This window comes from Ralstonia sp. 25C (genome assembly GCF_051904805.1).
In the GTDB taxonomy this organism is placed as follows: Bacteria; Pseudomonadota; Gammaproteobacteria; order Burkholderiales; family Burkholderiaceae; genus Ralstonia.
Genome location: NZ_CP196738.1, coordinates 665,812 through 692,022 on the forward strand (window position 1 = coordinate 665,812; position 26,211 = coordinate 692,022).

Annotated in this window: 26 protein-coding genes; 10 read left to right on the forward strand and 16 right to left on the reverse strand. The window is 65.9% G+C overall.

What is annotated here, in order from left to right; translation table 11 throughout:
- Positions 1 to 4: 4 nt before the first annotated feature.
- A complete protein-coding gene (locus ACS7SF_RS21465) occupies positions 5 to 1,945 on the reverse strand; it encodes a hypothetical protein (protein ID WP_439894142.1) in 1,941 nt (646 codons plus the stop codon).
- Between the two features lie 125 nt (positions 1,946 to 2,070).
- Entirely contained in the window at positions 2,071 to 2,922 is an 852-nt protein-coding gene (locus tag ACS7SF_RS21470) for a c-type cytochrome (RefSeq protein WP_439894143.1), read from the reverse strand.
- 135 nt (positions 2,923 to 3,057) lie between these two features.
- Here ACS7SF_RS21470 and ACS7SF_RS21475 point away from each other — a divergent pair, with 135 nt between their 5' ends.
- Positions 3,058 to 3,660 carry a DJ-1/PfpI family protein gene (locus ACS7SF_RS21475; protein WP_439894144.1) on the forward strand — a complete coding sequence of 201 codons (603 nt, stop codon included), beginning with the start codon at positions 3,058 to 3,060 and terminating at the stop codon, positions 3,658 to 3,660.
- Between the two features lie 75 nt (positions 3,661 to 3,735).
- Entirely contained in the window at positions 3,736 to 4,194 is a 459-nt protein-coding gene (locus tag ACS7SF_RS21480) for a lysozyme inhibitor LprI family protein (protein WP_439894145.1), read from the forward strand.
- 9 nt (positions 4,195 to 4,203) lie between these two features.
- On the opposite strand, the gene ACS7SF_RS21485 is transcribed toward ACS7SF_RS21480, so the two are convergent.
- Positions 4,204 to 5,007 carry a 5'-methylthioadenosine/adenosylhomocysteine nucleosidase gene (locus tag ACS7SF_RS21485; protein ID WP_439894146.1) on the reverse strand — a complete coding sequence of 268 codons (804 nt, stop codon included), beginning with the start codon at positions 5,005 to 5,007 and terminating at the stop codon, positions 4,204 to 4,206.
- 68 nt (positions 5,008 to 5,075) lie between these two features.
- Positions 5,076 to 5,762 (reverse strand): DJ-1/PfpI family protein, encoded by a 687-nt coding sequence (locus ACS7SF_RS21490; RefSeq protein WP_439894147.1) that lies wholly within the window; start codon positions 5,760 to 5,762, stop codon positions 5,076 to 5,078.
- Between the two features lie 89 nt (positions 5,763 to 5,851).
- On the opposite strand from ACS7SF_RS21490, the gene ACS7SF_RS21495 reads away from it, so the two are divergent.
- On the forward strand, positions 5,852 to 6,793 hold the full coding sequence (locus tag ACS7SF_RS21495; RefSeq protein ID WP_439894148.1) for a GlxA family transcriptional regulator: 942 nt from the start codon (positions 5,852 to 5,854) through the stop codon (positions 6,791 to 6,793).
- On the opposite strand, the gene ACS7SF_RS21500 is transcribed toward ACS7SF_RS21495, so the two are convergent.
- Genes ACS7SF_RS21500 through ACS7SF_RS21535 form a run of 8 tightly spaced genes read right to left on the reverse strand, consistent with a single transcriptional unit; the run spans position 6,779 to position 18,217 of the window.
- Positions 6,779 to 7,966: an acetate/propionate family kinase gene (locus ACS7SF_RS21500; protein WP_439894149.1), complete on the reverse strand. Its 1,188-nt coding sequence runs from the start codon at positions 7,964 to 7,966 to the stop codon at positions 6,779 to 6,781. The two genes, ACS7SF_RS21495 and ACS7SF_RS21500, sit on opposite strands and share 15 nt — an antisense overlap.
- Entirely contained in the window at positions 7,963 to 9,432 is a 1,470-nt protein-coding gene (locus ACS7SF_RS21505; protein WP_439894150.1) for a bifunctional enoyl-CoA hydratase/phosphate acetyltransferase, read from the reverse strand. The genes ACS7SF_RS21500 and ACS7SF_RS21505 overlap by 4 nt, the downstream gene beginning before the upstream one ends.
- A 9-nt stretch (positions 9,433 to 9,441) precedes the next feature.
- Complete coding sequence (locus ACS7SF_RS21510) at positions 9,442 to 9,948, reverse strand: hypothetical protein (RefSeq protein WP_439894151.1); 507 nt, start codon at positions 9,946 to 9,948, stop codon at positions 9,442 to 9,444.
- Between the two features lie 20 nt (positions 9,949 to 9,968).
- A complete protein-coding gene (locus tag ACS7SF_RS21515) occupies positions 9,969 to 11,108 on the reverse strand; it encodes an ABC transporter permease (RefSeq protein WP_439894152.1) in 1,140 nt (379 codons plus the stop codon).
- Between the two features lie 10 nt (positions 11,109 to 11,118).
- A complete protein-coding gene (rbbA, locus tag ACS7SF_RS21520; RefSeq protein WP_439894153.1) occupies positions 11,119 to 13,887 on the reverse strand; it encodes a ribosome-associated ATPase/putative transporter RbbA in 2,769 nt (922 codons plus the stop codon).
- Entirely contained in the window at positions 13,884 to 14,954 is a 1,071-nt protein-coding gene (locus ACS7SF_RS21525; protein WP_439894154.1) for an HlyD family secretion protein, read from the reverse strand. The genes rbbA and ACS7SF_RS21525 overlap by 4 nt, the downstream gene beginning before the upstream one ends.
- Positions 14,951 to 16,468 carry an efflux transporter outer membrane subunit gene (locus tag ACS7SF_RS21530; RefSeq protein WP_439894155.1) on the reverse strand — a complete coding sequence of 506 codons (1,518 nt, stop codon included), beginning with the start codon at positions 16,466 to 16,468 and terminating at the stop codon, positions 14,951 to 14,953. The genes ACS7SF_RS21525 and ACS7SF_RS21530 overlap by 4 nt, the downstream gene beginning before the upstream one ends.
- Entirely contained in the window at positions 16,469 to 18,217 is a 1,749-nt protein-coding gene (locus tag ACS7SF_RS21535; RefSeq protein ID WP_439894156.1) for a PHA/PHB synthase family protein, read from the reverse strand.
- 232 nt (positions 18,218 to 18,449) lie between these two features.
- On the opposite strand from ACS7SF_RS21535, the gene ACS7SF_RS21540 reads away from it, so the two are divergent.
- Complete coding sequence (locus ACS7SF_RS21540) at positions 18,450 to 18,914, forward strand: hypothetical protein (RefSeq protein ID WP_439894157.1); 465 nt, start codon at positions 18,450 to 18,452, stop codon at positions 18,912 to 18,914.
- Between the two features lie 24 nt (positions 18,915 to 18,938).
- Here the strand turns inward: ACS7SF_RS21540 and ACS7SF_RS21545 are convergent, their stop codons facing one another.
- Together ACS7SF_RS21545 and ACS7SF_RS21550 are read right to left on the reverse strand one after the other, a co-directional pair.
- Positions 18,939 to 19,643 carry an HD-GYP domain-containing protein gene (locus tag ACS7SF_RS21545; RefSeq protein ID WP_439894158.1) on the reverse strand — a complete coding sequence of 235 codons (705 nt, stop codon included), beginning with the start codon at positions 19,641 to 19,643 and terminating at the stop codon, positions 18,939 to 18,941.
- Positions 19,644 to 19,750: 107 nt separating this feature from the next.
- Positions 19,751 to 21,055, reverse strand: coding sequence for an Nramp family divalent metal transporter (locus ACS7SF_RS21550; RefSeq protein WP_439894159.1), 1,305 nt, complete (start codon positions 21,053 to 21,055; stop codon positions 19,751 to 19,753).
- A 155-nt stretch (positions 21,056 to 21,210) separates the two neighbouring features.
- Here ACS7SF_RS21550 and ACS7SF_RS21555 point away from each other — a divergent pair, with 155 nt between their 5' ends.
- The 4 genes from ACS7SF_RS21555 (at position 21,211) to ACS7SF_RS21570 (ending at position 23,578) form a co-directional block, all read left to right on the forward strand.
- The gene (locus ACS7SF_RS21555; RefSeq protein ID WP_439894160.1) at positions 21,211 to 22,110 is read left to right on the forward strand and encodes a manganese catalase family protein; all 900 of its coding nucleotides are present in this window, start codon (positions 21,211 to 21,213) and stop codon (positions 22,108 to 22,110) included.
- Positions 22,111 to 22,206: 96 nt separating this feature from the next.
- Entirely contained in the window at positions 22,207 to 22,380 is a 174-nt protein-coding gene (locus tag ACS7SF_RS21560) for a hypothetical protein (protein ID WP_439894161.1), read from the forward strand.
- Positions 22,381 to 22,388: 8 nt separating this feature from the next.
- Positions 22,389 to 22,664 (forward strand): DUF6566 family protein, encoded by a 276-nt coding sequence (locus tag ACS7SF_RS21565; RefSeq protein ID WP_439894162.1) that lies wholly within the window; start codon positions 22,389 to 22,391, stop codon positions 22,662 to 22,664.
- Positions 22,665 to 22,666: 2 nt separating this feature from the next.
- Entirely contained in the window at positions 22,667 to 23,578 is a 912-nt protein-coding gene (locus ACS7SF_RS21570) for an SIR2 family protein (protein WP_439894163.1), read from the forward strand.
- 81 nt (positions 23,579 to 23,659) lie between these two features.
- Here the strand turns inward: ACS7SF_RS21570 and ACS7SF_RS21575 are convergent, their stop codons facing one another.
- Positions 23,660 to 23,797 carry a hypothetical protein gene (locus tag ACS7SF_RS21575; protein WP_439894164.1) on the reverse strand — a complete coding sequence of 46 codons (138 nt, stop codon included), beginning with the start codon at positions 23,795 to 23,797 and terminating at the stop codon, positions 23,660 to 23,662.
- A 138-nt stretch (positions 23,798 to 23,935) separates the two neighbouring features.
- Here ACS7SF_RS21575 and ACS7SF_RS21580 point away from each other — a divergent pair, with 138 nt between their 5' ends.
- Entirely contained in the window at positions 23,936 to 24,799 is an 864-nt protein-coding gene (locus ACS7SF_RS21580; protein WP_439894165.1) for a DUF72 domain-containing protein, read from the forward strand.
- Between the two features lie 2 nt (positions 24,800 to 24,801).
- Here the strand turns inward: ACS7SF_RS21580 and ACS7SF_RS21585 are convergent, their stop codons facing one another.
- Positions 24,802 to 25,401 carry a diguanylate cyclase gene (locus ACS7SF_RS21585; protein WP_439894166.1) on the reverse strand — a complete coding sequence of 200 codons (600 nt, stop codon included), beginning with the start codon at positions 25,399 to 25,401 and terminating at the stop codon, positions 24,802 to 24,804.
- Between the two features lie 149 nt (positions 25,402 to 25,550).
- Between ACS7SF_RS21585 and ACS7SF_RS21590 the strand changes: the two genes are divergently transcribed.
- On the forward strand, positions 25,551 to 26,195 hold the full coding sequence (locus tag ACS7SF_RS21590; RefSeq protein ID WP_439894167.1) for a UdgX family uracil-DNA binding protein: 645 nt from the start codon (positions 25,551 to 25,553) through the stop codon (positions 26,193 to 26,195).
- Positions 26,196 to 26,211: the final 16 nt, after the last annotated feature.

The window sequence follows — 26,211 nt, forward strand, 5'->3', positions numbered from 1 at the left end:
TGCGCTACTGCGTCTCGCGTGCAGTGAATGCCTGAATCGGACCACCACGCAACGGCGAGACACGATCTGCAATGCGCGCATGCACATTGGCGGTCGGATGTGCGGAACCGCTAATCCAGTCGACCTTGAGCAAATTCGAGCCCTCTTGAACGCCGATCCCCGTGAGGAGTGCATCGACGCCGTATCGCATGCCACGGGAACGTGTGGCGTCATACGCGTCGAATTCGGACAAGCGGGCAAACTGTTGCGCGTCGGAATACGCCGGGCGTGCCCACCACCTAACACGGTCTCCGGAAGCGCACCCGTCCCTTGTGCAGGCTGTAGACACGGCACAGTAGTCAGCAGGCGTCGCGCCGCGCTCGAACGCTAGTTGGCTGTCCAGGCGCTGCCACTGCAGACTGCGAGCGGCTTCTGCCTGGACCTCTTGTAGCGGTTGGATGAAATCCGCTCGAATAGAGTTGTAGTACGGCTTATTGATGCCGAAAAGGTGATTGGGGTTATGTGTCTTCTGTTGGACGAATAATTGGAACGGCGAATTGCCATCCCGGGTGCGGGCGTTGCATTGGTCGAGATTGGTTGGCGAACCCAACGTTGGGTCTGGATACTGCAAGAGCGTGACGGATTCGGGTGTGATGTGTAGTCCGCTCAACACACTAGCTAGGTCGCCATATAACGATGGGAGCGCAACGCGGATCTTGAGTCGCGCGTCTTGAGGCGCAACAACGTGACCGACCTGTTTCTCCACATCGAGACCAAACTGGCGAAAGATGTGCGTGACCAGATTGCCACCAGCATTTGGCGGAAAGAGGAGCCACTTGACGACCGGTCCGAAACCAACATCGTTTCCGCCAATCGACAACAGCACTTGGTCGGGCCGCCGCTCAGGTGCATCGCAGGTGTACAGCTCAACGTCACCAAAATAGGTCTGGTCCTTGGACAGTCCTGGCATTGGGGGGAGCGTTGTCTTGTTGTGCTCATGTACTGCGCGCTCGTCGCACATGAGCAGCGCGAGAGCATGCTGCTGCGACAGCTTGAGCCGCTTCTTGTAGTCCTGTGGCTGGGGGCGCCCCGATGCTGGATCGGTATTCCATAGCCCGGGAGGCAGCTGATAACCGGCTCCGCCATCGCGAGTGCCTTCGCTACGTTGTACAAGATACGGCGCGTGAACTCCTGGCGGGTCCGCCTGCGCCCTCAGTACGCCGTCATAGACTTCCGCCCCCGAGCAAGCAAATGAGGCGAACTGAACGACTTCGTGCGGATTCTCAATCGCTTGCTTCAACGCAGCCAGCGCCGGCCACGAAAGCAAGGATCGATGACAAGCCTCGTCCCACCATTGCGCACCGCTGACAACGAATTTCTTCGCATTGTTCTGCGTGAACCAGCCCTGACTCGCGACAAGGTCAGCCAACTTGGCGGGATGATCAGGATTGCCTTCACCGGATGCGAACGAATCGCCCAGCGCGACGATGAATCGTTCCGCAATCTTTGGCTCCTTCAGAGTGGCTCTGACTCCATTGGCTGCGGTCGCCGTCACCGTGAAGGCGGCCCCGGCCTGAATCTCCAGCTTTGGGCTCGCAGCACAACGAGAGCTCCGAATCGGTGTGCCATTGACGGTCCAAGCGCATTCCATGTCGCCCGGGACGCCGACCAACCAAGCCTGAATCTGATGCGTTGACCGAAAAAGCATGGCTTTGTCGTAGGTGCCAGTTTCCGGTCGCCAAGCGGTCTCTTTGGGGCCGACGGGCAACAGCGGCGCTACGGTTGACGCAAACCCTGGAGTGTCAACGAACGAGGATGCAGAAGCACCGCTAGGCCAATGCTCGACAATCCTTTGAAATGCGTCAGCGTCCCGAAACAGCGGGAATCGATCGAGAACCGACCATTGAATCTCAGCTGCCCATGCAGATTGACCCATCAACAGAGCGCAGCCGAGCATCACGTTCATCGCACGTCGTTGCATCACGCCCCCCCAAGGTGGATTTGTTTCGTTCTAGTCGGTCGGCGGGGGTATCGCTGCCCCTCGGTCGGGGGGACGCCGGCAACCGCGTACGTGCCGTGCCGAACTGGCTGTCAATGCCCGGCCGCCACCTTGTGCTGCGCCATGTGGTGGAAGTAGGCCAGCAGATCGCTGAGTTGCGCGTTGGACAGCGTCTTCTCATCAATGGCGGACATGCGCGCGTTGGGCCACCAGCGCAGTGACTGCGGATCGCGGATGAGGTGGCGCAGCTTCTCGTCGCCCAGATACTCAACGGGGCTATACGGCACGTTCAAGTCGGGGCCCAGGTTGGCATCGCCCGCGCGGTTGAGCGTGTGGCACGAGAAACAAACCCGCTGGAAGGTGGCAAAGCCGCGCATGACGGGCCCGTCGGCGGGCAACCCTGCCGCGGGGCGGATGGCGGCAAAGCGTTCGCTCGGCAACGCGGCCACGTCAATGCGCACGATGTTGTACGTCCACAGGCTCTCGTTGACCAAGGCCGCCTTGCCCGCCGGCACCGTCCAGATCAACCGGAACGGGCCAATGTCCTGCCCCTTGAGCGTGGGCCACGGGGCGTCCCGGTCTTCCACCGCCAACCAGGCGCGCGGGCCGTCTGGGCGATCAGCCAGCAGCATGCGCATCGGCAGGTGCGAGACATAACCATCGCTGGCCGCCGTGGTGGCGCTGGCATCCGGGCTGGCCGGCTGGTCCTTGAAGAACTCGGTGACGGGCACCGCCTTGAAGGTCAGGCGGCGCTTGAGGTTTTCGTCCTCTACGGTCACGTCGACCAGGCGTGGGTTGTGCAGCAGCGCCTCCCGCGTCCACACGCGCGCCTGTCCGCCAACGGCGACGGTGATCGTGGCAATTTCAGCTGCGTGGGCGGTGGTGCTCAGCGCTGCGCAGGCGCATATCGCCCATCCTGTGATTGCCTTCAGCCAATGCTTCATAGGTTCTCCCGGTGGCAAAACCATTGATTGGTGTTGTTGGGACGTGAGTGTATTCAAACCAGCGGACGAAAGTGGATCGCACTCGCCCAGCGCCGTGGCATGCTGGCGTTCTCAAAGCGCCCTGCCAGGAATGCCATGCACATCGCCATCCTCACCTTCGACGGCTTCAACGAACTCGATTCGCTCATTGCCCTGGGCGTGCTCAACCGCATTAAGAAGCCGGACTGGCGCGTGAGCCTGTGCTGCCCGCAACGGGAAGTCACGTCGATGAACGGGGTGACGGTGCATGCGCAATCGATGCTGGAGGACACCCGCACGGCAGATGCCGTCCTCGTCGGCAGCGGCATCCGCACGCGCGAGGTGGTGGCCGATGCGGCGTTGATGGCGCGCCTGGCGCTCGATCCGTCGCGTCAACTGATTGGGGCACAGTGCTCGGGCACGTTGGTGCTGGCCAAGCTCGGCTTGATCGGCGGCGTGCCGGCCTGCACCGATCTCACCACCAAGCCCTGGGTGCAGGAGGCCGGCGTGGAAGTGCTGAACCAGCCCTTCTACGCCAGCGGCAATGTGGCGACGGCGGGCGGGTGCTTTGCTTCACCGTACCTGGCCGCGTGGGTCATCGCGCGCACGGAGGGCCTCGACGCGGCAGCAGCGGCGCTGCACTACGTCGCCCCCGTCGGCGAGAAAGAAGCCTACGTGGAAAACGCCCTGCGCAACCTGCGCCCTCACCTGCCCGGCTGATCGCACACGCGCGGGCCAGCCGATAGACTGACGAGTCCTTCAAACATCGCAAGACACGCGATCAGGAGTGACCTCTTGAACACGCTGACGACTCTGAAGACACTTGCCCTGCCCGTTGCCATTGCGTTGCTGGTGCAGAGCACGGGGGCCTTTGCTGCGGAGAGCCTCGCCAACGGCATCAAGCGCCGCGCGCCGCAGGGCATCACAACACGCTTGTATGCATGCGTCGACAAAGCGGGCGACAGCCCAGACGCCATCGGCGCATGTTTGTCTGCCGAGAAAGCCGCGCAGGACGAGCGACTCAACACCACGTACAAGACTCTGCTCGGCAAGCTCAATGGCAACGCGAAAGACGCGCTGGTGAACGCGCAACAGACGTGGCAGGACTTCGATACCAAGACGGCTGCCTTTGAATCCCGCATCTATGGCAACGGCACGCTGAATGACTTGCAGCGCCAGGAAAACACCATCTTCCGCCTGAGCGAGCGCGCCAATGCACTCGAGAAATATGCCGCTGCGGTAAAAGCGCAATAACCCCGCGCCTTAAACCGCGTTCGTCATCGATAGCCACCTGCGCAGAATCGCCACGCTGTAGCGCGAATCCACCTGCGCGATGAACTGCATGAAGTCCACGCTGGCCGCATCATCTGCGCGGTCGGAAATCGTTCGGATGGCGGCAAACGGAACGCCCCACTCGTGGCACACCTGCGCGACCGCGGCGCCTTCCATTTCCACCGCCAGCGCGTCGGGCAGCGCCTGGCGCAGGATGGCGCTTTCCGCCGAGGTGCAGACGAAGCGGTCTCCGCTGATGATCAGGCCGGTGTGCACACGCGGCGCGCTGATGCCAAACGCGGCCATGACCTCCGCGCCCAGCAGCGCTTGCGGGTCCGCCAGCACGGCGTGCGTGCTGTCCAGCAGCGCCTGCACGAGTGCGGTATCGGCAGGAAAACGCGCCACACCGGTCAGCGGAATTTCCCAGCGCGGGAACAGCGGCGAGGCATCCACATCGTGCTGCAGCAGTTGCGCTGACACCACCACGTCTCCCACCGCCACCTCAGGTGCGAGCCCGCCGGCCACGCCGGCAAAGACCACGGCCTGCACGTTGAAATGCGTGATCAGCGCCACCGTGGTCGATGCAGCCGCCACCTTGCCCACGCGTGAGAGCACGACCACCACGGCGCGGCCGTCGAGATGGCCGGTCCAGAAATCGCGGCTGCCGATGCGCACGCATTGCGCGTCGGACAGCAGCGTGAGCAGTTCACTGATCTCCTGGTGCAGGGCGGCCACGATGCCGATCGGACCGTGGAGGCCGAGGGGGCCGTGGGATGGGGCAGGCTGGGTATGCATGCGAACGGTGGAGCGTGCGAGAAGCCGCCATTGTCGCCGCAATCTGCCCTGCCCCTTCGGAGCGGACTTCAGATGCGCTGGGCGGCCACTTGCACGGCGGCGTAACGATCGGCGCGTAGCCGGTTCAACCGCTCCGTCACCGCTTCGAGGATGTGCGGCGCCGCGCGTTCTGGGCGCCCGCAATCAAACGGCGGCGCGGGGGCGTATTCGATACCGAGCTGCACCGCTTGCGCGTGCTCCGCGCCGGCAATGTCCGCCATGACGGACAGCGCCATGTCGATGCCGGCCGTTACACCACCGCCCGTGATCAGGTTGCCGTCGCGCACCACGCGGCCCTCATCCACCGTGGCACCAAACGCCGGCAGCAGATCACGCCACGCCCAGTGGCACGCCGCACGCTTGCCACGCAGCAACCCCGCCGCGCCGAGCACGAGCGAGCCGGTACACACCGAGGTGATGTACTGCGCGCCGTCCGCCAAGCGACGCACTTCTCGCACGAAATCGGCATCGCCCATTGCCTCGATTACGCCAAAGCCGCCGGGCACGCAGATCAGGTCGGCGTGCGGGACGTCGGCCAGCCGCTGCACGTTGGCAAAGGTGAGACCGCCATCCGCATGGATGGCGCCGCCGCGTGCAGATGCCATCACGCATTGCGCGCCGGGCAGCCGCCAGAACACCTCGTGCGGGCCGGTGAAATCCAGATGGGTGACGCGGTCATACAGCGCAAAAACCACGGTAAAGGGGGAAGCTGACATGGTGCCGATCTCCGGGTGGGTGGTTGACGCTGGCTAGCATCGCGCTCTATCGTCTTGGCAGCAATGTCGTGTACCCCACTTTTTCTGCCATGACCCACCGGATTGCCGTGCTGATCTTTCCCGACTTTCAACTGCTCGATGCGGCGGGGCCGGTGGCTGCCTTTGAGGTCGCCAGTCGCTATCGGGATGAACACTACGCGTTACGCACGGTGGCCGCGCAAGCGGGGCTGGTGCGCAGTTCCGCAGGGGCATGCTGGGCAGCCGACGCGTTTCCGCCGGCGAGCCAGGTCGATACGCTGCTCGTGGCCGGTGGTGATGGCGTGGACGCAGCCATGACCAATGCCCGCACGCGCCGCTTCGTGCAGCGCTGTGCAGCCCGCGGGGCGCGCGTGGCCAGTGTGTGCTCGGGCAGCTTGTTGCTGGCCGCCACCGGCCTGCTCGATGGCCGACGCGCCACCACGCACTGGAGCCGCAGCGATCAATTCGCGCGCAAGTTTCCGCAGGTGCAGTTGGAGGCCGACCGCATCTACATTCGGGATGGCGATGGCCGCGTCTGGACCAGCGCCGGCATCAGCGCGGGCATCGATTTGGCGTTGGCCTTGATTGCGGAAGACTTGGGTGAGCGCCTGGCGCGTGCAGTCGCCCGGCAACTCGTCGTGTATTACCGGCGGCCGGGTGGTCAGTCGCAGTTCTCGGCGCTCAACGAAATGGACTCCGCGCGGGGCCGCTTCAAGCCATTGCTGGACCACGTGCGCCGTAACCTGGCAGACGCGCATCGCGTGGATGACTTGGCCGAACACGCCTGCATGAGCCCCCGTCATTTCGCGCGCGCGTTTCAAGCGGAAACCGGGCTCACGCCCGCCAAGGCGGTGGAAAAGCTGCGTGTGGAAGCGGCGCGCGCCGCGCTGGAAAGTGGCGCGACATCGATGCAGCGCGTCGCCAACGAATGCGGATTTGGCGATACCGAGCGCATGCGCCGCGCCTTTCAGCGGCTGCTGGGCATGCCGCCCACGGCACTACGCGCGCGCTGAGACACACTCGGCCGCGTGACGCGCGGCCACCCACTCCTCGTTGGTCGGCTCTACGGCCACGCAAACGCGGCTTGCGGTGGTCGAGATGACCGGGGCATTGGCATCGTTGGCCGCGCTGTCCACTTCCGCACCCAAGTAGCCGAGCGCCTGCACTACGCGTTCACGCAGCACGGCGTTGTGTTCGCCAATACCTGCTGTGAAGACCAGCAGATCCAGCCCGCCGAGCACCGCCACCAGCGCGCCGATCTCGCGCACGATGCGGCGCACATACAGCGCCAACGCTGCGTGCGCGCGTTCGTCCTCCGCTTCGCGTGGCAGCAGATCCCGTGGGTCGGACGACAGCCCCGACACACCCAGCAGCCCCGACTCGTGATACAGCACGTGCCCGACCTGTGCGGGGGACAGGTGCTCGGTCTCCATCAGATACAGCACAGCGCCAGGGTCAAGCGCGCCGCAGCGTGTGCCCATCATCAGGCCATCGAGCGCGGAGAAACCCATCGTGGTAGCCACGCTGACGAGGCCCTGCATCGCACACAGGCTGGCACCGCTGCCGAGGTGCGCGACGACGGTCCGCCCACGCGCCACGTCGCCATGCCGCTCCGGCAGCGCAATCGACATGTACGCGTACGACAGCCCATGAAAACCGTAGCGCCGCAGCCCGCGCTCCCACGCGGCATAGGGCAGCGGCAACATGCTTTCCACCTGCGGTAGCGTGTGGTGGAACGCGGTGTCAAAGCAGGCCACCTGCGGCACGTCGGGCAAGGCGTGCAGCAACGCCTCGATGGCCTCCAGCGCAAATGGCTGATGCAGCGGCGCCAGCGGGATGTAGCTGCGCAGATCGGCCAGCACATGCGCATCCACCCGCACCGGCGCGAAGTACTTGGCGCCGCCATGCACCACACGGTGGGCCACGGCCACCAGGCGACGATCTCCCAAGGCACGCTCAACGCGCTGGCGGATGTGCACGAGCGCGTCGTGATACGGCTGCGCGGCATCCAGCACTAGCGACGTTGCAGGCGTGTCGCTGGTCGAGACTGCGGCGTGACCGGTACCGATGCCCTCCACCTTGCCGCTCCACAGCGGCGTGCGGGGTAGCGAGCCCAGGTTCGCGTCGAACAGCGCGAACTTGATGCTCGACGAGCCGCAATTTAAAACGACGATGGCGGTATTCATGGCGGCAGCACGCGGTAGCGGTGCGCCAGCAGTGTGGCAATGGCACACGAGGCGATGCGCGATTCGCGCGAATCGGCACGGCTGGTCAGCACAATGGGCACGCGTGCCCCCAGCACGATGCCCGCGCTGGCCGCACCACCCAGGTATTCCAACTGCTTGGCCAGCATGTTGCCGCTCTCCAGATCGGGCACCACCAGCACATCCGCCTGCCCGGCCACCTCCGAAACGATGCCCTTGATGCGCGCCGCTGCCGCCGACACCGCGTTGTCAAACGCCAACGGCCCATCCAGCACACCACCTTCTATCTGGCCGCGATCCGCCATCTTGCACAGCGCCGCGGCATCCAGCGTGGCGGGCATGCGCGGGTTCACCGTCTCCACGGCCGCCAGGATGGCCACGTGCGGCCGCTCCACGCCAATCGCATGGGCCAGGTCGATGGCATTGCGGATGATGTCCGCCTTCTCCTCCAGCGTCGGGGCAATGTTGATGGCGGCGTCCGTCACGATGAACGGGCGCGGATACGCCGGGGACTGCATCACAAAGCAATGGCTGATGCGGCGCTTGGTGCGCAGCCCGGCTTCGGCACGCACCACGGCGGCCATCAGCTCATCGGTATGCAGGCTGCCCTTCATGAGCGCCTCCACCTTGCCTTGCGTTGCCAGCTCCACGGCGCGAGCGGCGGCGGCGCTGCTGTGCGGCACGTCTTCGATCTCGACACCGCTCAGGTCGAGCCCGGCCTCGGCGGCAACGTGCATCAGCTTGGCAAGCGGTGCCACTAAGCACGGCACGATCAAGCCCTCGGCACGCGCATCCAGCGCTGCTGACAGGCTCAATGCATCGCACGGGTGGACTACCGCCGTGCGGACCGCGCCCAGCGGCCGTACGTGGTCAAGCAACCGGTGGATGCCATTGCCATTGATGGTGATGCGCACGTCAGGCAACGTCGTGCGCGGCCGTTCAATGCGCTCGGTGGGCGCGATGACTTCGGCCTCGCCCGCCACGGCGACCGTGCCCATGTCGTTGGTGCACGTGCAGGCCAGCTTGAGGCGCTTGCGCTCGTCGTCCTTGCTGGTCACCGTCACGCGGATGGTGAGCGTGTCACCAATGCGCACCGGCGCATGAAACTGCAGCGTCTGCCCCAGGTAGATCGTGCCGGGGCCCGGCAGGCGTGTGCCGAGCACCGCAGAGATCAACGCGCCGCCCAGCATGCCGTGCGCGATCACGCCATGAAAGCGCGTGGACGCCGCGAATTCCGCATCCAGGTGCTGCGGGTTGACATCGCCCGACAGCACGGCAAAGAGCTGGATGTCTTCCGCCGTGAGCGTGCGTTGGATGGCCGCGGTATCGCCCACGGCGATCTCGTCGAAGGTGCGGTTGCGCACCACGCTCAAGTCACCACCGGGCAGAGATGGGGGCAGAGAGGCTGGCGGCGGCGCAGTGGATACGGGCAACGGACCGGTTGTCATGGGTCTTCCTCAGGATGCGGCGCGCAGTTGGCCGTTGCCCTGGCGGCGTGCAGGCGCGGCAACGGACGGGGCCACCGCCGAACGGACAAACACGTCGGCTGGCGCGCCAAATGCCGACAGCACACCTTGCAGCGTCGTGTGCACCGGCATGGCGTTGCCGGCCGCGCTCAGCGCCTGTACCGATGCCTGCTGCCACGCCAGCACAGCGCGCTGGTAGTCCGTGGCAAAGCTGGCTTGGTTGGCCAACGCGGTCTGCATCACGCCCTGCATCAGGTTGACGCTGCGCTGGTTGGCTTGCCAGAACGCATTGGGCAGCAACGCGGCAAGGGCCTGCCAGTCATCAACGCTTTGCAGTTCCGTCAATGCGGATTCTGTGCGAGCAACGTCGTCGGCCAGCAAGCCCGCGCCAAGTTCATACCAGCGCTGGCGCGCGGCCTTGAATAAGCCCAGCGTCTGCAGACCCAATGCACATTGCGCCTTGGCGAGCGCGAGAGGGAGATTGGCAGCGGATTCCATATCGGCTCCTGACACCACGGTTAAGCCATCTGGCTGATGGTCTTGCGAAAACGCGTCAACGACGCGACAAACAGCGCGGCGCCAATGCCGCCGATGGCCAGACACTGCGGCCACACGACGGACAACCCCGCGCCCCGGTAGAGAATCGCCTGCGATGCCGCCACGAAATGCGTGGTCGGTGCGGCCAGCATGATGTCGCGCACCAGCACGGGCATGCTCTCGCGCGGCGTGCTGCCCCCGGAGAGCAACTCCAGCGGCAGCAGCACCAACACCAGCAGCATGCCGAACTGCGGCATCGACCGCGCGACCGTCGCAAGAAAGATTCCCATGGATGTGGTGGCAAACAGGTGCAGCGTAGCTACCACCATGAACAGCAGGATCGAGCCCTCGATCGGCACGCGTAGCGCGCCCTGCACCACAAACAACAACGCCACCAGCGCCGCCAGCAACACCACCAGCCCCATCGACCACACCTTGGCGGTCATGATCTCGAACGGCGTGACGGGCATCACCAGCAGGTGTTCGATCGTGCCGTGCTCGCGCTCGCGAATGAGCGCCGCGCCAGTCAGGATGATCGACAGCATGGTCACGTTGTTGATGATCTCCATCAACGAGCCGAACCACGTCTGTTCCAGGTTGGGGTTGAAGCGCGTGCGCAACACCAGATCAACGGGCGTGCTCGGCGCACTGCGATGGCGCTGCAGGAATTCATTCACCTCGCCCGAGACGATCTGCTGGATGTAGCCATTGCCCGTAAAGGCCTGGCTCATGCGCGTGGCATCGATATTGAGCTGGATGGCGGGCGCGCGCCCGGCCAGCACGTCGCGCTGGAAGTTGGGCGGAATGTCCAGCACAAAGGTGTACCGGCCACTGTCCATGCCGGCGTCCATCTCGGTGAGCGGAATAAGTGCCGGCGTGCGGAAATGCGGCGGGTAAAACGCCGAGACGATGCGCGCCGACAGCGGCGAACCGTCTTCATCCACGATGGCGATGGACGCGTTGTGCAGGCTCTCCGGCATGGCGGTGGCCGCTACGTAGATCGACAGCGTGAAGGTGTAGGCGATCAGCACCAGCATCATCGGATCGCGCACGAGGCTCCACAGCTCCTTGACGCCGAGGCGGAAGATGTTGGCGAGGCGCGCAGACCGTTGGTTTGCCATCGCGTGCTCCCTACCGATCCTGCTTGCGCAGCATCAACAGCGTCGCCGCCAGAATGACGGGCACCGCCGCCAACAGCGGCCAGAACGCGCTGCCCAGCGCGCTTGCATCCAGCGCCTTGCTGAACACGCCCCGGCTGATGGTCAGGAAATGCGTGGCCGGATACACCCGCCCGATCAGCGCGCCCATGCCCTCCAGCGACGACACTGGGTTCAGCAGTCCCGCAAACTGCACGCATGGAATGATCGTGCCGATCATGGTGACGAACATGGCCGCGATCTGGCTTTGCGTGAAGGTGGACGCAAACAACCCGAAGCCCGTCGAGCACGTCACGAAGATCAGCGCTGCCAGCGCGAGCGTCGCAAAGCTGCCCTTGATGGGCACGCCAAACACTGTCACGGCCAACAGCGCCAGCAGCAGGAAGTTCAGCATGGCCAGCACGATATACGGCGCTTGCTTGCCCAGGACAAACTCCGCCCGCGTCACGGGCGTCACGTAGAAGTTGATGATGGAACCCAGCTCCTTCTCGCGCACCACCGACAGCGCCGCCAGCATGGCGGGAATCATCATCAGCAGCATCGGGATCACGGCAGGCACCATGGCAGGCAGGCTTCGGACATCGGGGTTGTAGCGGTAGCGCGTTTCAATCGTGCTGGGCTCGGCAAGCCGCAGCCCCAGCCGGTGCACGGCGGCATCGGCCAGCCAGAGCTGGTGGATGGCCTGCACGTAGCCACGCACGGTTTCTGCGCGCGTGGGCATGGCGCCGTCCACCCATGCACCGATCTGCACCGCCGCACCACGCTCTACATCGCGCGCAAAGCCGGGCGGAATCTCGATCACCAGCGACAGCTCGCCGTTGCGCATGCGGCGGTCCAACTCAGCGTAGTCACGAATCGGGGGTTTTTCGATGAAATACCGCGAGCCGGCCAGATTCAATGTGTAGTCGCGCGACAGCGTGGTCTGGTCGCGGTCGAGCACGGCGTAGGTGAGGTTCTCCACGTCCAGGCTGATGCCGTAGCCGATGATGAACATCAGGATGGCAGTGCCCAGCAGCGCCAGCGTGGCGCGCACGGGGTCGCGGCGCAGCTCCAGCGCCTCGCGCTGCGAATAGCTCAATGCGCGCGCCAAGCTGAAACGGCGATGGCGGGGTGCGATGGTGGCAGGTGCATCGACAGCGGCGGCACGTGCGGCCGGCGGCGTGGTAGCCGATGCCGCGTCGCCAGTTTCCGAGGCCTCGCGCAAGTAGGCGATGAAGGCCTGCTCCAGCGTCTGCGTGCCGCGCGCCTGCACCAGCGCGCCGGGCGCATCGCTCACCAGCACGCGCCCGGCGTGCATGAGCGAAATGCGGTCGCACCGCTCGGCCTCGTTCATGAAGTGCGTGGAGATGAAGATGGTCACGCGGTCCTGCCGCGCGAGGTTGACCATCAGGCGCCAGAACAGGTCGCGCGCGACTGGGTCCACGCCGGAGGTCGGCTCGTCCAGGATCAGCAACTCGGGCTTGTGCACCATCGCCACGGCCAGCGACAGGCGCTGCCGCATGCCCAGCGGCAGGCGTTCGGGCAGGCTGTCGGCGGCATCGTGCAGACCAAAACGGGCGAGCATCTCCGCCACGCGCGGTTGCACTTCGGGCTCGGGCACCTGGAACAGGCGCGCATGCAGCACGAGGTTCTGGCGCACCGTCAGTTCGCCGTACAGCGAGAACGCCTGCGACATGTAGCCCACGCGCCGGCGCATGTCGTTGCCATTCCGGATGTCCGTGGAATCCACCGGATGGCCGAACAACCAAGCCTGTCCTTCGCTGGCGGGCAACAAGCCGGTCAGCATCTTCATGGTGGTCGACTTGCCGCAGCCGTTGGAGCCGAGAAAGCCGAAGATCTCGCCACGCCGGATGCGAAAGTCCACGTGGTCGACCGCAACGAAATCGCCAAAGCGCATGGTCAGCCCGCGCGCCTGCACGGCCACATCGTCATCCGCACCGGCCACCAGCGGTGGGACCACCACGGCTTGATGCCCGGCTCTGCGCGCAGGGGGCAGCAACGCGATGAACGCGGCTTCAAGCGATGCCGTGCCCGTGCGGCTGCGCAGGCTGGCCGGTGTGTCGGTGGCCAGCACGCGCCCCGCATCCATAGCGACCAGCCAGTCAAAGCGCTCGGCCTCTTCCATGTAGGCGGTGGCCACAACGACGCTCATGCCGGGGCGCTCGGCGCGGATGCCGCCAATCAGCTCCCAGAACTGGCTGCGCGAGAGCGGGTTGACGCCCGTGGTCGGCTCATCGAGGATCAGCAGGTCAGGGTCGTGGATGAGCGCGCAGCACAGCGCCAGCTTCTGCTTCATGCCGCCCGACAGCTTGCCCGCTGGCCGCGACAGGAAGGCGCGCAAGCCGGTGCTGGCCGTCAACGCATCGATGCGGCGGCGGCGCTCGGCCGCATCGTGGCCGAACAGGCGGCCGAAGAACTGCAGGTTCTCTTCAATCGATAGCGTGGGATACAGATTGCGCCCCAGCCCCTGCGGCATGTAGGCGATGCGTGGGCCGACGGCGGCGCGCGCCCGGCTGTCGGCCATGTCGCTGCCCAGCACGTGGACGGTGCCGCCTTGCAGCGCGCGGGCCCCGGCCACGAGCGACAGCAGGCTCGACTTGCCCACGCCATCCGGCCCGATCAGCCCGACCATGCAGCCGGCCGGCAAGTCCAGCGTGATGCCATCAAGCGCCAGCGTTTTGCCGTAACGCAGGTGCACGCCGGCCAGGCGTACCACGGGCGGCTGGGCGGCTACCGTGTTCACTGCGGAACCTTGACCGCCAGATTGGCCGGCCAAGCGGCCTGCGGGTCCAGCTTGAGCCACGCCACGCCGGGCAGCCCGGTCTTCACCAGTTTCAGGTGCTTGCGCAGCAAGTCGCGGTCAATCTGCGCCTTGATGCGGAACATCAGCTTCTGCCGCTCGCTGGCGGTTTCCACCGTCTTGGGCGTGAACTGCGCGGTGCTGGCGACGAACGACACGCGCGCGGGGATCACGTACTGCGGCGCGGCGTCGAGCACGATGCGCACCTCGCTGCCCATGGCAATGCGGCCGGCATCCGTTTCGGGCACGAAGAAGGTCATGTACACGTCGGACAGATCCACCAAGTTCAGCAGCCGCCCGCCGCCGGCCAGCACCTCGCCGGGCTGTGCGATGCGGTACTGCACGCGTGCATCGCGCGGGGCGGTGAGTGCGCTGTCATCCAGATCCGCCTTGATGCGCAGCACGGTGGCGTCCGCAGCCTTGACCGTGGCATTGGCACCCGCCACCTGCATGCGCGCCGCCGCTACGGCAGCCTGGGCTGCTTCAGCCTGCGCGCGCGCCGCTACCAGCGCAGCCTTGGCGCTGCGCACGCGGGCGCGGTCGTCGTCCAGCTCTTGCATGGAAGACGCGCCTTCATGCGACAGCGTTTCAGAGCGCGCCAAACGGCGTTGTGCGGCATCCAGATCGCTTTCGCGCAGCGCGATCTGCGCCTGCGCCGCCTGGCGGTCGGCCTCGCGCACGGCCACCTGGGCCTGTGCACTCGACACGCCAGACACCGATTGCTGCTGCCGCGCCAGCGCTTCGTCGCGCTGCGCTTCCAGGCTCTGCACCTGCATATGCGCAAGGGGCTGGCCGGCGGTGACGAAATCGCCTTCGTCCACCAGGATGTCCTGCACGCGGCCGGGCAGCTTGGTGGCCACGTCGATGTCGGTGGCTTCAATGCGGCCATTGCCGCTGACAAAGCCCTTGCCGGGACCGTCGTGCCGTAACACCTGCCAGGCCACTACGCCGCCGACCACCAGCGCGGCCACGATCAGCGCAATCCATTGTTGTCGGGAAGGTGTCTTCATGGTGTGGCTCCGCCCGATGCGCGCGGCTGCGGCGTCAGGCTCAGATGGGGTGGTAATGCAGCGGCGGACGATGAGGCGGTAGCCTGCGTGCCGCCACCGAGCGCCGCATACAGGCCCACGCGGCTCGACAGCAGCGCGCGGCGCACCTGCACGACCTGCTGTTGGGTAGCCAGCAAATCGCGCTGCGCGTCGAGCACCTCCAGATACGTCGACGAGCCCGCATCGAAACGCAATTGCGACAGGCGTGCGCGTTCGGTCTGCGTGGCCAGTGCGGCTTGCGCGATGTCGAGTTGCTCGGCCAGCCACTTGCGCGCGGACAACGCGTCCGACACATCGCGGAAGGCGCGCTGCACCGTCTTCTCGTAGCCGGCGACAGCCAGGTCTCGGCGCGCTTCGGCCAAGTCCAGGTTGCTGCGCAGCTTGCCGCCTTCAAACAGCGGCAGCGTGATGCTGGGCGCGAACAGCCAGACGCGGGTGCCGGGCGAAAACAGGTTGCCCAGCTCGGGGCTGGCCGTGCCATATGCCCCGGTGAGCGCGACACGCGGGAAAAACGCCGCACGTGCCGCACCAATGTTGGCGTGCGCGGCGCGCAACTGGTGCTCCGCCGCCACGATGTCCGGGCGCTGCGTCAGCAGATCGGACGGCAGCCCCGCGCGCAAGTCAGCCAGCATGCGGTGTTCATCCAGCGGCTCGGCCACGGCGGGCAAGTCGATGGGCTTGCCCACCAAGAGCGCCAAGCCATGCGCTTGCGCATCACGCGCCTGCTGCAATTGCGCGAGCAGCGCCTGCGCTTGCGTCAACAGGGTCTCGACCTGCGTGCGGTTCAGGCGCGACGTGGCGCCCACGTCCACCCGGCGCGAAAAGATGCGCAGCGTCTCGGTGCGGCTGTCCACGGTTTGCTGAGCGAGTGCGATGCGCTCATCCAGCTCTCGCAGCACAAGGTAGCTGTCGGCCACCTGGGCGATCAGGCTGAGCGCGGTGGCACGGCGTGCGGCGTCGGAAGCGATGGTGTTTTCCAGCGCGGCGTCGTTGAGGTTACGCACGCGCCCCCAGAAGTCGATCTCCCAGCTGGAAACACCCGCACCCACTTGATACTGGCTCACGCGCATCGGCATGCCCAGTGGGCTCAGGTCCGCCGGAATGCCCAGGCGGTTGATGCCGGCCTGAGCGTTGAGATGCGGAAACGCCTCCGCACGCTGAATGCCGAACGCAGCGCGCGCCTCTTCCACCCTCAGCACGGCGGTACGCAGGTCGCGGTTGTTGTCCAGCGCCTGCGCAATCAAGGCTTGCAGGCTCGCGTCGGTGAAGTAAGCCTGCCAGCCGGTGGCGGCCGCCGACAGGCCATCGCGACCATCGTCGGCGTCGTAGTGTGCGGCCACGGGCAATGCGGGCTGGGTATACGTCGGCGCCATCGACATGCAGCCCGACACGGTGACAAGCACGGCCATGACCACCACGCGTGTCGCCATCCGCGCGGCCATGCTGTGCCTGGAGGCTTGGGTCGGCGCGCGCATCTACTTCTCCAGCACGTAGGTGCCGGGCGCGTCGCCCAACGGTGGCAGCGTGGGCGCGCCCATCTTCGGCGGCTTCACGGGCGCGGTGGTGGATGCATGCGCTAGCAACCATGCATGCCATGCCGGCCACCACGAGCCCTCGTGCATGGGTGCCGAGGCCAGCCAGTCGTCCTGCGCCATTGACGTGCCACCCGCAGCGCGCGTCTGCATCTGGAAGCGCCGATGCGAATTTGCCGGCGGGCTGACGATGCCCGCGTTATGCCCGCCACTGGTCAGCACAAACGTCAGCTCCGCGTCCGTCAGGTGATGCAACTTGTAGACCGAGCGCCACGGCGCCACGTGGTCCGCCAGCGTGCCGACCACGAAGATCGGCAAGTCGATATCGCTCAACAGCACCGGCTTGCCACCCACCGGGTAGCGGCCTTCGCTCAGGTCGTCGTTCAGGAACAAGTGCCGCAGATATTGGCCATGCATGCGCGCGGGCATGCGCGTGGCATCGGCGTTCCAGGCCATCAGGTCATTCATGGGTGCGCGATCGCCCAGCAGGTATTCGCCCACGATGCGTGACCACAGCAGGTCATACGACCGCAGCATCTGGAAAGCGCCCGCCATCTGGCTGGCCCGCAGGTAGCCGGTCTGTGCCATCTGTGCTTCCAGCAGGCTGACCTGGGCCTCGTCGATGAAGAGGCCGAGTTCACCCGGCTCGCAAAAGTCGGTCTGCGCCGCGAAGAGCGTCATTGATGCGAGCCGGCTATCGCCATCGCGCGCCATGGCGGCGGCCGCAATGGCCAGCAGCGTGCCACCCAGGCAGTAGCCGGTGGCGTGCACGCGCCGGCCGGGCACGATGGCATTCACGGCGGCGAGCGCGTCGAACACACCGAGCTGGAGGTAGTCGTCCATGTCGAGGTCGCGGTCGGCCTCGTCGGGGTTCTTCCACGAGATGCAGAACACGGTGTGGCCCTGCTCCACCAGATAGCGGATCAGCGAGTTCTGCGCAGACAGGTCGAGGATGTAGTACTTCATGATCCAGGCCGGCACGATCAGGATCGGCTCGGCCTGCACCTTGGGTGTGGCGGGCGCGTACTGGATCAACTCGATCAGCCGGTTGCGCAGCACCACCTTGCCGGGGGTCACGGCCACGTTCTCGCCCACCACGTAGCCTTCGGTGCCGGCAGCCGCGGCGCCGCTCATCGCGCGCTCCGCATCGTCCAGCGCGTTGAGTGCGCCGTGCACGAGGTTGCGGCCGCGCTGCTCAAACGTCTGGCGCAATACGACCGGGTTGGTCGCCAACTGGTTGCCGGGTGACAGCATGTCGAGCCACTGGCGCGCAGCAAAGGCCACCACGTCTTCGTGGTGTTTGGCGACGCCCCACACGCCATGCGTGGCGGCGTCCCACCATTGCTCGGTCAGCAGAAAGGATTGGTGCAGCACATTGAACGGCCACAGGCGCCATTCGTCTGCGGCAAAGCGCCGGTCGTACGCGGGCGGCAGCACACACAGGCAGGGCTGCTGCGGTCCGGCGGCCATGCAGCCGCGCGCATAGCGGGCGAGCTGCTCCGCTTGCGTCAGCGCCAGGCGGAACAGGTCCAGCCGCTTGCCCGGCGATACCGCAAGATGCAGCGCCCAATCCAGCCATGCCAGTTGCATCGACACAAACGACAGCGAACCCGTGGCGCGCGCTAGCGCGGCATGAAACGGCGGGTCGATCTGTTCAGCAGCAGAGGAAGACAGCACGGGGGCAGCGCGCATGGGCGGGGGGGCGGTGTTAAACGATTGCGTGGAGTCACATTGATTAGATGCCACCCGCACGCCGCCCAACTTGACGCACCTCAAGCCAGCAAGAGAGCAACGCCTCTAGAACGTTTCATATTCCAGACATGACGCGCCAGCCAAACCGACCCTTGATCGACATCAGCCTCGCCTGCGGCGGCAGGCGTAGGCTCACCCACATCAGTGCGCGAGAAAGAAAGGGGGGAGCACCATGCTGGAGCGGCAGCCCGATGAGGTGGTGGATGCCACGCTGTGGGAACTGGAACAGACGGCCAGCGCCGCCTTGCCGCGGTCCGCGCTGGTGCGCGCCACGCGCAGCGCTTGCGGTGGCTGCAACATCCTGGCGGAATGGACTTCTGCCGGCGCGCATGGCAACCCCACGCGCTGCACCCTGACACTGCACATGGCTGCACGCGAGGCGCGCACCTACTGCCGCCTGAACCACCCGAAGCGAGAAGACATCCGCCAGCAACTCAGCCAGTGGTTACGCACCCAGGTTGCGGCGCACGTAGCCGAACCGGCGACGGGCAAGTTGGCGGATACGGGATTCGACCTGCAGTGCACGGCACCGTGGGCGTTCTTCTACGATGACGTGGACCCGATCCGCGTCGATGCACAGGACAAGACGCACGACTTCGCGCTCTATCGCGGTGCGCCACCACCGCCGCTGACCTAGCCGCGGAAAACGTGGCGGCGTGTGTCAGCCGACGCCACGCACGTGATCAAAGAAGGTCCATGACGGCTGTTCGTTACCGTAGAACTGGCTGACCGCCGCCACATCACCGTGCTGTGCGAGCAGCTCTCCCGCGACCGCGTGCATGCGCCGCACGCCCGGCATATCGCGCAAGAACGCATCCACCACCTGCGGGTCGAAATAGCTGCCGCTGCGCTCAGCCAGCGCGGCCAAGGCCTGTTCTTCCGTCATGCCTTGCCGGTACACGCGCGGCTCCGTCATCGCGTCAAACGCATCGGCCACGGCCACGATGCGTGCGGCCAGCGGAATGTGTTCGCCCGCCAATGCATCCGGATAGCCCGTGCCGTCGAAATGCTCATGGTGGTGGCGGGCCACGTCGGCGGCGCATTGCAGCAGCGCGTCTGCACTGCCCGAGAGGATGTCCGCGCCGATGCTGGAATGGCGCCGCATGATCTGGTGCTCTTCGTCAGTCAAGGCGCCGGGCTTGAGCAGCACGGCGTCCGGCACACCAAGCTTGCCGACATCGTGCACAGGCGCGGTGAGATAGACCTGCCGCTGCATGGCGTCGTCCAAACCCATGCGTTCCGCCAGCCGGCAGCTGATGCACGCCGTGCGAATGAGATGCCCCATGGCCGAGGGATGCCGTAGCCCGCCCGCCAGGGTGAGGCTGGCCAGGAGCAGATGGGGGCGATGGTGCGTTGTTTTTGTCATGAGCCTGGGGGCGTTCCGTATCCGGCTTGGGGGCATGCATGTTAGCAGCCGGAACTTCCGGATGGCGCCGTCAGAGCCGCCCCGGTAGAAGGGTTCCACACAGGCCATCACAACAGATCCACCACCAGCACGGCGTTCAGTGCCGCCACCAGCACCGTCCCGAGCGCGGCCAGTAACGTGAGGCCCCGTCCCACCGCATGCGGCCCCATCACGTCTGCGCGGCGGGTCAGCCAGATGAGCGCTGCCATGGGAAACGGCACCACCATGCTCAGCACCGCCTGGCTGATCACCAGGGCGCGGGTCACGTCAACACCCGCGCCGATGACGACAAACGCCGGCACCATGGTCACCAGCCGCCGCGCCCACACCGGCACACGCGCACGCAGGAAGCCTTGCAGCACAACCTGCCCGGCCATCGTTCCGACCACCGAGCTGGACAGGCCAGATGCAATCAACCCCACCAGAAACACCGCCGCCGCAGCACCACCAAACATGGGCACCAGCGTGACGTAGGCGGATTCGAGGCCCGCCACGCCAGCATGCGCGGGGTGGAAGGCGCTGGCCGCCACTACCACCATCGCCAGGTTGATGCCGCCCGCCACGGCCAGCGCGGCCACTACCTCCCAGTTGGAAAAGCGCAGCAGTTGCGCTGTCTCGCGCGCGTCGCGCGGGCGGACACGGGTGTCGGTCAACCCGGAGTGCAAAAACAGCGCGTGCGGCATCACGGTCGCGCCCACGATGCCGGCCGCCAGCACCAGTGCATCGGGCGGCAGGGCCGACGGCACCAGCGCATGCCGCAGCACCGGCCCCCATGCGACCGGCAAGATCCACATCTGGAGGAGGTAAGAGATACCGATCACGCCGACCAGCGCGCCGATCATCAGCTCAATGCAGCGGAAGCCGCGCGCCTGCAGCATCAGCAACAGGTAAGTCAGCACCCCTGCAGCCACCATGGCGTGCGGCAGCGGTATGCCAGTCAACAGCGCAATGCCCACGGCTGCGCCCACGAATTCCGCCAGGTCCGTGGCCATGGCGGCCAACTCGCTGATGAGCCACATGGCCAGCGCGGCCGGTGCGGGCAGATGGGCGCGACACAGCTGCGCCAGATTGCGCCCCGTCACGATGCCCAAGCGCGCAGAAAGCGCCTGAAACAGCATCGCCACCGCATTGGCGGCCACCACCACCCACAGCAATTGCAGCCCATGGCGTGCACCCGCCTGGATGCCGGTGGCGATGTTGCCGGGGTCGGTGTACGCCACCGACACCACGATGGCCGGCCCCATGAGCGGCGCCAACGCACGCCAGCCGCGCCGACGGCCCTCCAGCACGTCGCGCACCTGTGCGGCCACGCGGGCAGAGGCCGCAGGCACATGCGTGTCCATCTCCTGCGGCAAGGCAAGGCTGTCATCCATGGGCGCTCCGAAACATGCGTGCCGCAGCGGGCAACGCAACCACCGTTCCCGCGACGGGTCCGCATCCCTATCCCACACATGCGGCACGCGATGGAACGGCCATTGCGGTCAAGGCTGCGCCACCCGGCACCTGACTACGCTCCCAGGAGAACCCCATGTTCATGCATAACAAGCGATTGCAGTACACCGTCCGCGTCAACCAGACCGACCCCGGCCTGGCCAACCTGCTGCTCGAACAGTTTGGAGGCCCACAGGGCGAGTTGGCAGCGGCCATGCGTTACTTCACGCAGGCAGTGGCCGAGGAAGATGCCGGCCGCAAGGACATGCTCTACGACATCGCCACCGAAGAGCTGAGCCACCTGGAGGTGATCGGCACCATCGTCGCCATGCTCAACCGGGGCGCCAAGGGCGAACTGGCTGAAGCGGTGGGCGAACAGGCCGAGCTGTATCGCAAGCTCAACGGCGCGGGCAACGACAGCCACGTCACGCAAGTGCTCTATGGCGGCGGGCCGGCGCTCACCAATTCCGGCGGCGTGCCGTGGACGGTCGCCTACATTGATTCGATCGGCGAGCCGACTGCCGACCTGCGCTCAAACATTGCGGCGGAAGCGCGCGCCAAGATCATCTACGAGCGCCTGATGAACGTGACGGACGACCCCGGTGTGCGCGATGCGCTGGGCTTTCTGATGACGCGCGAGGTCTCGCACCAGAAGTCGTTTGAGAAAGCGCTGTATGCCATCTCGGGCAACTTCCCACCGGGCAAGCTGCCGCCGGTGCCGGAGTTCAGCGATGCGTATTTCAAGCTGTCGCGTGGCGCCCCCGTGGTACATGCACCGTGGAACAGCGGCACGGGCCTCCACCTGGTGGCAGACCCGCCGCTGCCGGCCGACGGCGGAGACGGCAACGCATCGGTCAAGCTGAGCGACGTTGAACTGGCGACGCTCGACGCGCTGAAAAAGCGCCTCGCCTCGGACCCGGCAAGCGATCCGCGTACAGGCGCCGAACTGGGCGAAAAGACGGCGCGCGAAACAAAGGACGACGACTCGCTGCTGTAGCCGGCTCCACACCGGCATGCCCCCGCTTCAGGCCCAGACTTTGCGTCACAGGCGGGTGGCATGCCCCAGGGGGGGGGGCCACACCAGGAGACACGCATGGACACGCACGAATGGCTGACCATCGTGGCGGTCACGCTGGCCGTGATCACCGCCTATTCCTTCGCACGCGACCTGACCGACGAGTCGGCCACCGCTAACACGCCGCAACTCGCGCTGCAACTAGCGCCCGCGCACGCCAAGCTGCCGCGCCCGCTGTTGCCGCATCCGTAAGGCACGTCATGCAGATTCCCGCATCACGAGCCGCCCCGCTAACAGGTGCGCAAGACGAGGCCGACGCGCAGTTTGAGCACGCGGGCTGCACGATTACCGTGACGGCTTTTCAGGACGAGCACGGCGTGTGGCTACCACGCGTGACAGTCAACACAGGCACGCGGCAGTTTGAGATCCGTGAGCTTGCGCAACCGTGGCGCGGCTGGCGCACGCGCGGCGAGGCCGTCCGCGACGGCATGGAGCAAGCGCGCCAGTTGCTCTCGGGCGATCGCCACCAACCCTGACGATGCCAGCCAGCGCGTCGCAGCCTTTGGTCAACTGGCCGGCGCGGCTGGCCGAAGACATCGCCCGGCGCCGGGCGGTGCTGTTCTTCGGCTCGGGCATCTCCGCCCATGCGCGCTCCACAGACGGCACGCGCCACCCGCCAACGTGGGCGGAATTGCTCGAGCGCGCCGCCCATACCATCGATGCCGATAACCCGCAGTTGGCGCGAGAGGTGCGGCAGTTCATTGCGCGCGGGGACTTGCTCACTGCGGCGGAAATCGTGCGTCGTGCGCTTGGGCAGCACCGGTTGACGGCACTCTTGCGCAGCGAGCTGGTGGACCCAAACTTCTGCCCCGCGCCCATTCACGACGCCTTGCTCGCATTGAATTTCCGCATCACCCTCACGCCCAATTTCGACACGCTGTATGAAACCCGCGCGCGGGAAACCGATGGCGGCGCGTTGAGGGTCTGTCACTACAGCGACCGCTCTGTGGCCGCGCGCGTGCGTGAAGAACGCAACCTGCTCATCAAGACACACGGTTCGATGAGCGATCCGGCGTCGCTGATTTTCTCGCGCTGTGACTACGTCCGGGCGCGCACCCGCTATCGCACGTTCTATGACTTGGTGGAAGCCCTGCTGCGCACGCATACCTTCCTGTTTGTCGGTTGCGGCATTGACGACTCCGACATGCGCGCGCTGCTCGAAACCTATGGCGCCGAGCACCCCGGCGCCGAGCGGCACTACTTCGTCACCGCGGCGGACACGTTCTCCGACCTCACCGCCTCGGTACTGCAAGCCGCGCTGAATCTGCATATCGTGCGCTACGCCGCGCCGACGTCGGACCACGCTGCGCTCGTGCGTGCAATGGGCACATTGGCGGAGGCCGTGGAAGCGGCGCGCGCAAAGATGTCTGCCACGCCGCGCGCTACATGAGCACGCCGTACAGGAGTGCCAGCACACACAGCAGCGCCACGAAGACCCAGCGGATATTGCCTCCAACCATGGCGACACAGCCTACCGCTTGGCCTCGATCCCCGGCGTTGCCGAGCACTCCAGAAACGCCACCGTGACTTCCGGCAGGTGCTCGGCCAGCCAAGCCTTCATGGCGTGCTCCTGCGGCAACAGGACGGGCGCATTAGCAGAGGTGGTCATGTTGGCTCCTTGATTGAGTGGAGCCCACGACAACGCAATGCGCGCGCCTGCCTGCGTTTGCGCGCGCTGGCAGTAACCCGGCACACGGGTTGCTGTGCAGCCGTCACATTGGAATGACAGGGGAGGACGTACCGAACCATGACCGTGCGCATCGGTATTTCGGGCTGGCGCTATGCAGGCTGGCGCGGCGTGTTCTATCCGAAGGGCCTGGCGCAACGCCGGGAGCTCGAATACGCCTCGCGCCAGTTCGAGACCATCGAGATCAACGGCTCGCACTATTCGCTGCAGTCGATCGACAATTGGCGCGCGTGGCACGACACCGTACCCGACGACTTTGTATTTGCCGTCAAGGGCCCGCGCTACCTGACGCACATGCTCCGCTTTCGCGACGAGACCGTGGTGCCGGCGCTGGCCAACTTCATCGCGTCGGGCGTGCTGGCGCTGCGCCGCAAGCTGGGGCCGTTTCTGTGGCAGTTTCCGCCCAGCTACCGCTTCGACGCGGCACGGTTCGATCGCTTTCTCATGCTGTTGCCGCGCGATACCAGCGCCGCGCGTGCGCTGGCCCGGCAGCACGATGCGCGCGTCAAAGCGCCGTGGTTTGCCACGCGCGGCACGCAGCCGCTACGGCATGCGGTGGAGGTGCGGCACGAAAGCTTCTGCACAGCGGAGTTTCCGGCCTTGCTCAGGCAACACGGCGCCGCATTGGTCGTCTCGCACGCCGTGGCCGATTGGCCGTATCTGGAAGACGTCACGAGCGACTTCGTCTACCTGCGCTTGCATGGCGCGGATGCGCTCTACAGCGGCGCGTACTCAGACGACGCACTCGACCATTGGGCCGCGCGCATCCGCCAGTGGGCCGATGGCGGCGAGCCCGCCGACGCGCAGCGTGCCGGGGTGCCCGTTCGCCAGCACATTCACCGAGACGTCTACTGCTATTTCGACAATGACAAGAAAGTCCAGGCGCCGTTTGATGCGCACCGCCTGCTGGAACGGTTGGCGTAGCACTAACGGCGCACCACCACACCCGACTGCGATTGCGATTGCGATTGCGAAGTACGGCCAAGCCTGCGCTGGCGCATGCAACGCACCAGTTCTTCCGCATAGGGCACGAGCTCCAGCAGCACAAACACCGCCAATACGGTGCCGACGTAACCCCAGGGCAGCGGCGGGTCTTTCCAATGCACGGAGAAATCCGGCGCCGTAGAGCCAACGCCAAACAGCCCCTGCACCTCCTCCCAGTGCAACAACACCACCACCGACAGCGCCATCAACGGGATCATCTCCAGAAAACTGTGCACGTGCTGCTCGAACGGCGTGACGTTACGGCGCGAGGTCGCGTAGCTGACGTCCCACATGGCCGTGGCCTCGTGCACCACATAGGCCACCAGCATCAACAGCATGACGAGCGCGTTGATACGCAAAAACAGCGCAGCCAGCACCGGCACGCCCATCTCTGCCAGCATCAGCAGATGCAGCAGCGATTCCTTCGGGCCGGCCGTCTGCTCGATACGCGTAGCACGGTGGCAGAACCAATCCGCCACGCCGGCCAGCACCCACAGCGGAATCAAGAACACCATCAGGTACCACTCGAACAACTCGCGCATGGGGCCTCACCTTGTGCCTTGGGGGTTGCATCGGCTACATGCCCTTGCGCCGACGCAATGGACATTCCAGCGGCATGCGGGTGGCCTACCTGCGGCACTCTAGTTGCTGCAGGATCGGCAACCCACATCACGCTGTACGCCGCACACCGTTGAACAAACGCCCTCCCCGCTCTGCGCCCACCCCATCGTCGCCTGCATCGGGATCGGAACGGACCGACCCGGACCAGCAGCCCGCCTCGCTCGACGCCTGCCGCAGGTGTGACCTCTGGCGCCACGCCACCCAGGCCGTGCCGGGCGAGGGGCGCAAGCGCGCGCACATCATGCTCGTGGGCGAACAACCCGGCGATGGCGAAGACCTGGCGGGCAAGCCGTTCGTCGGGCCGGCGGGGCAACTGCTGGATCGCGCGCTGGCAGAGGCCGGCATTCCGCGTGATGCGGTCTTCATCACCAACGCTGTCAAGCATTTCAAGTGGGAATTGCGCGGCAAGCGGCGTCTGCATAAAACACCCGGTCAGCGCGAAGTGGAAGCCTGCCTGTACTGGCTTGAGCGGGAATTGCACGACGTGGCGCCCAGCGTGGTCGTGGCATTGGGGGCCACGGCACTGAAAGCCCTGCTGGAGGATTCACACGTCCGTCTGCAAGACTACTTTGGACGTGCGACACAGCATGCCGGGCGCACGTTGCTGGCGACGTGGCACCCGTCGTATGCGTTGCGCGCGCCTGACGCAGACGCGCGTGCGCGCGCCTACGCTGACATCGTCGCCACACTCAAGCAGGCGCGCGAGTTGCGTTGATGAGGATTCCCCAGGC

Bases quoted from the DNA above. Each gene is read 5' to 3' on its own strand.
- ACS7SF_RS21465 (WP_439894142.1), bottom strand. From the start codon at position 1,945: ATGAACGTGATGCTCGGCTGCGCTCTGTTGATGGGTCAATCTGCATGG.
- ACS7SF_RS21470 (WP_439894143.1), bottom strand. From the start codon at position 2,922: ATGAAGCATTGGCTGAAGGCAATCACAGGATGGGCGATATGCGCCTGC.
- ACS7SF_RS21475 (WP_439894144.1), top strand. From the start codon at position 3,058: ATGCACATCGCCATCCTCACCTTCGACGGCTTCAACGAACTCGATTCG.
- ACS7SF_RS21485 (WP_439894146.1), bottom strand. From the start codon at position 5,007: ATGCATACCCAGCCTGCCCCATCCCACGGCCCCCTCGGCCTCCACGGT.
- ACS7SF_RS21490 (WP_439894147.1), bottom strand. From the start codon at position 5,762: ATGTCAGCTTCCCCCTTTACCGTGGTTTTTGCGCTGTATGACCGCGTC.
- ACS7SF_RS21495 (WP_439894148.1), top strand. From the start codon at position 5,852: ATGACCCACCGGATTGCCGTGCTGATCTTTCCCGACTTTCAACTGCTC.
- ACS7SF_RS21500 (WP_439894149.1), bottom strand. From the start codon at position 7,966: ATGAATACCGCCATCGTCGTTTTAAATTGCGGCTCGTCGAGCATCAAG.
- ACS7SF_RS21505 (WP_439894150.1), bottom strand. From the start codon at position 9,432: ATGACAACCGGTCCGTTGCCCGTATCCACTGCGCCGCCGCCAGCCTCT.
- ACS7SF_RS21510 (WP_439894151.1), bottom strand. From the start codon at position 9,948: ATGGAATCCGCTGCCAATCTCCCTCTCGCGCTCGCCAAGGCGCAATGT.
- ACS7SF_RS21515 (WP_439894152.1), bottom strand. From the start codon at position 11,108: ATGGCAAACCAACGGTCTGCGCGCCTCGCCAACATCTTCCGCCTCGGC.
- ACS7SF_RS21525 (WP_439894154.1), bottom strand. From the start codon at position 14,954: ATGAAGACACCTTCCCGACAACAATGGATTGCGCTGATCGTGGCCGCG.
- ACS7SF_RS21530 (WP_439894155.1), bottom strand. From the start codon at position 16,468: ATGCGCGCGCCGACCCAAGCCTCCAGGCACAGCATGGCCGCGCGGATG.
- ACS7SF_RS21535 (WP_439894156.1), bottom strand. From the start codon at position 18,217: ATGCGCGCTGCCCCCGTGCTGTCTTCCTCTGCTGCTGAACAGATCGAC.
- ACS7SF_RS21540 (WP_439894157.1), top strand. From the start codon at position 18,450: ATGCTGGAGCGGCAGCCCGATGAGGTGGTGGATGCCACGCTGTGGGAA.
- ACS7SF_RS21545 (WP_439894158.1), bottom strand. From the start codon at position 19,643: ATGACAAAAACAACGCACCATCGCCCCCATCTGCTCCTGGCCAGCCTC.
- ACS7SF_RS21550 (WP_439894159.1), bottom strand. From the start codon at position 21,055: ATGGATGACAGCCTTGCCTTGCCGCAGGAGATGGACACGCATGTGCCT.
- ACS7SF_RS21555 (WP_439894160.1), top strand. From the start codon at position 21,211: ATGTTCATGCATAACAAGCGATTGCAGTACACCGTCCGCGTCAACCAG.
- ACS7SF_RS21560 (WP_439894161.1), top strand. From the start codon at position 22,207: ATGGACACGCACGAATGGCTGACCATCGTGGCGGTCACGCTGGCCGTG.
- ACS7SF_RS21565 (WP_439894162.1), top strand. From the start codon at position 22,389: ATGCAGATTCCCGCATCACGAGCCGCCCCGCTAACAGGTGCGCAAGAC.
- ACS7SF_RS21570 (WP_439894163.1), top strand. From the start codon at position 22,667: ATGCCAGCCAGCGCGTCGCAGCCTTTGGTCAACTGGCCGGCGCGGCTG.
- ACS7SF_RS21575 (WP_439894164.1), bottom strand. From the start codon at position 23,797: ATGACCACCTCTGCTAATGCGCCCGTCCTGTTGCCGCAGGAGCACGCC.
- ACS7SF_RS21580 (WP_439894165.1), top strand. From the start codon at position 23,936: ATGACCGTGCGCATCGGTATTTCGGGCTGGCGCTATGCAGGCTGGCGC.
- ACS7SF_RS21585 (WP_439894166.1), bottom strand. From the start codon at position 25,401: ATGCGCGAGTTGTTCGAGTGGTACCTGATGGTGTTCTTGATTCCGCTG.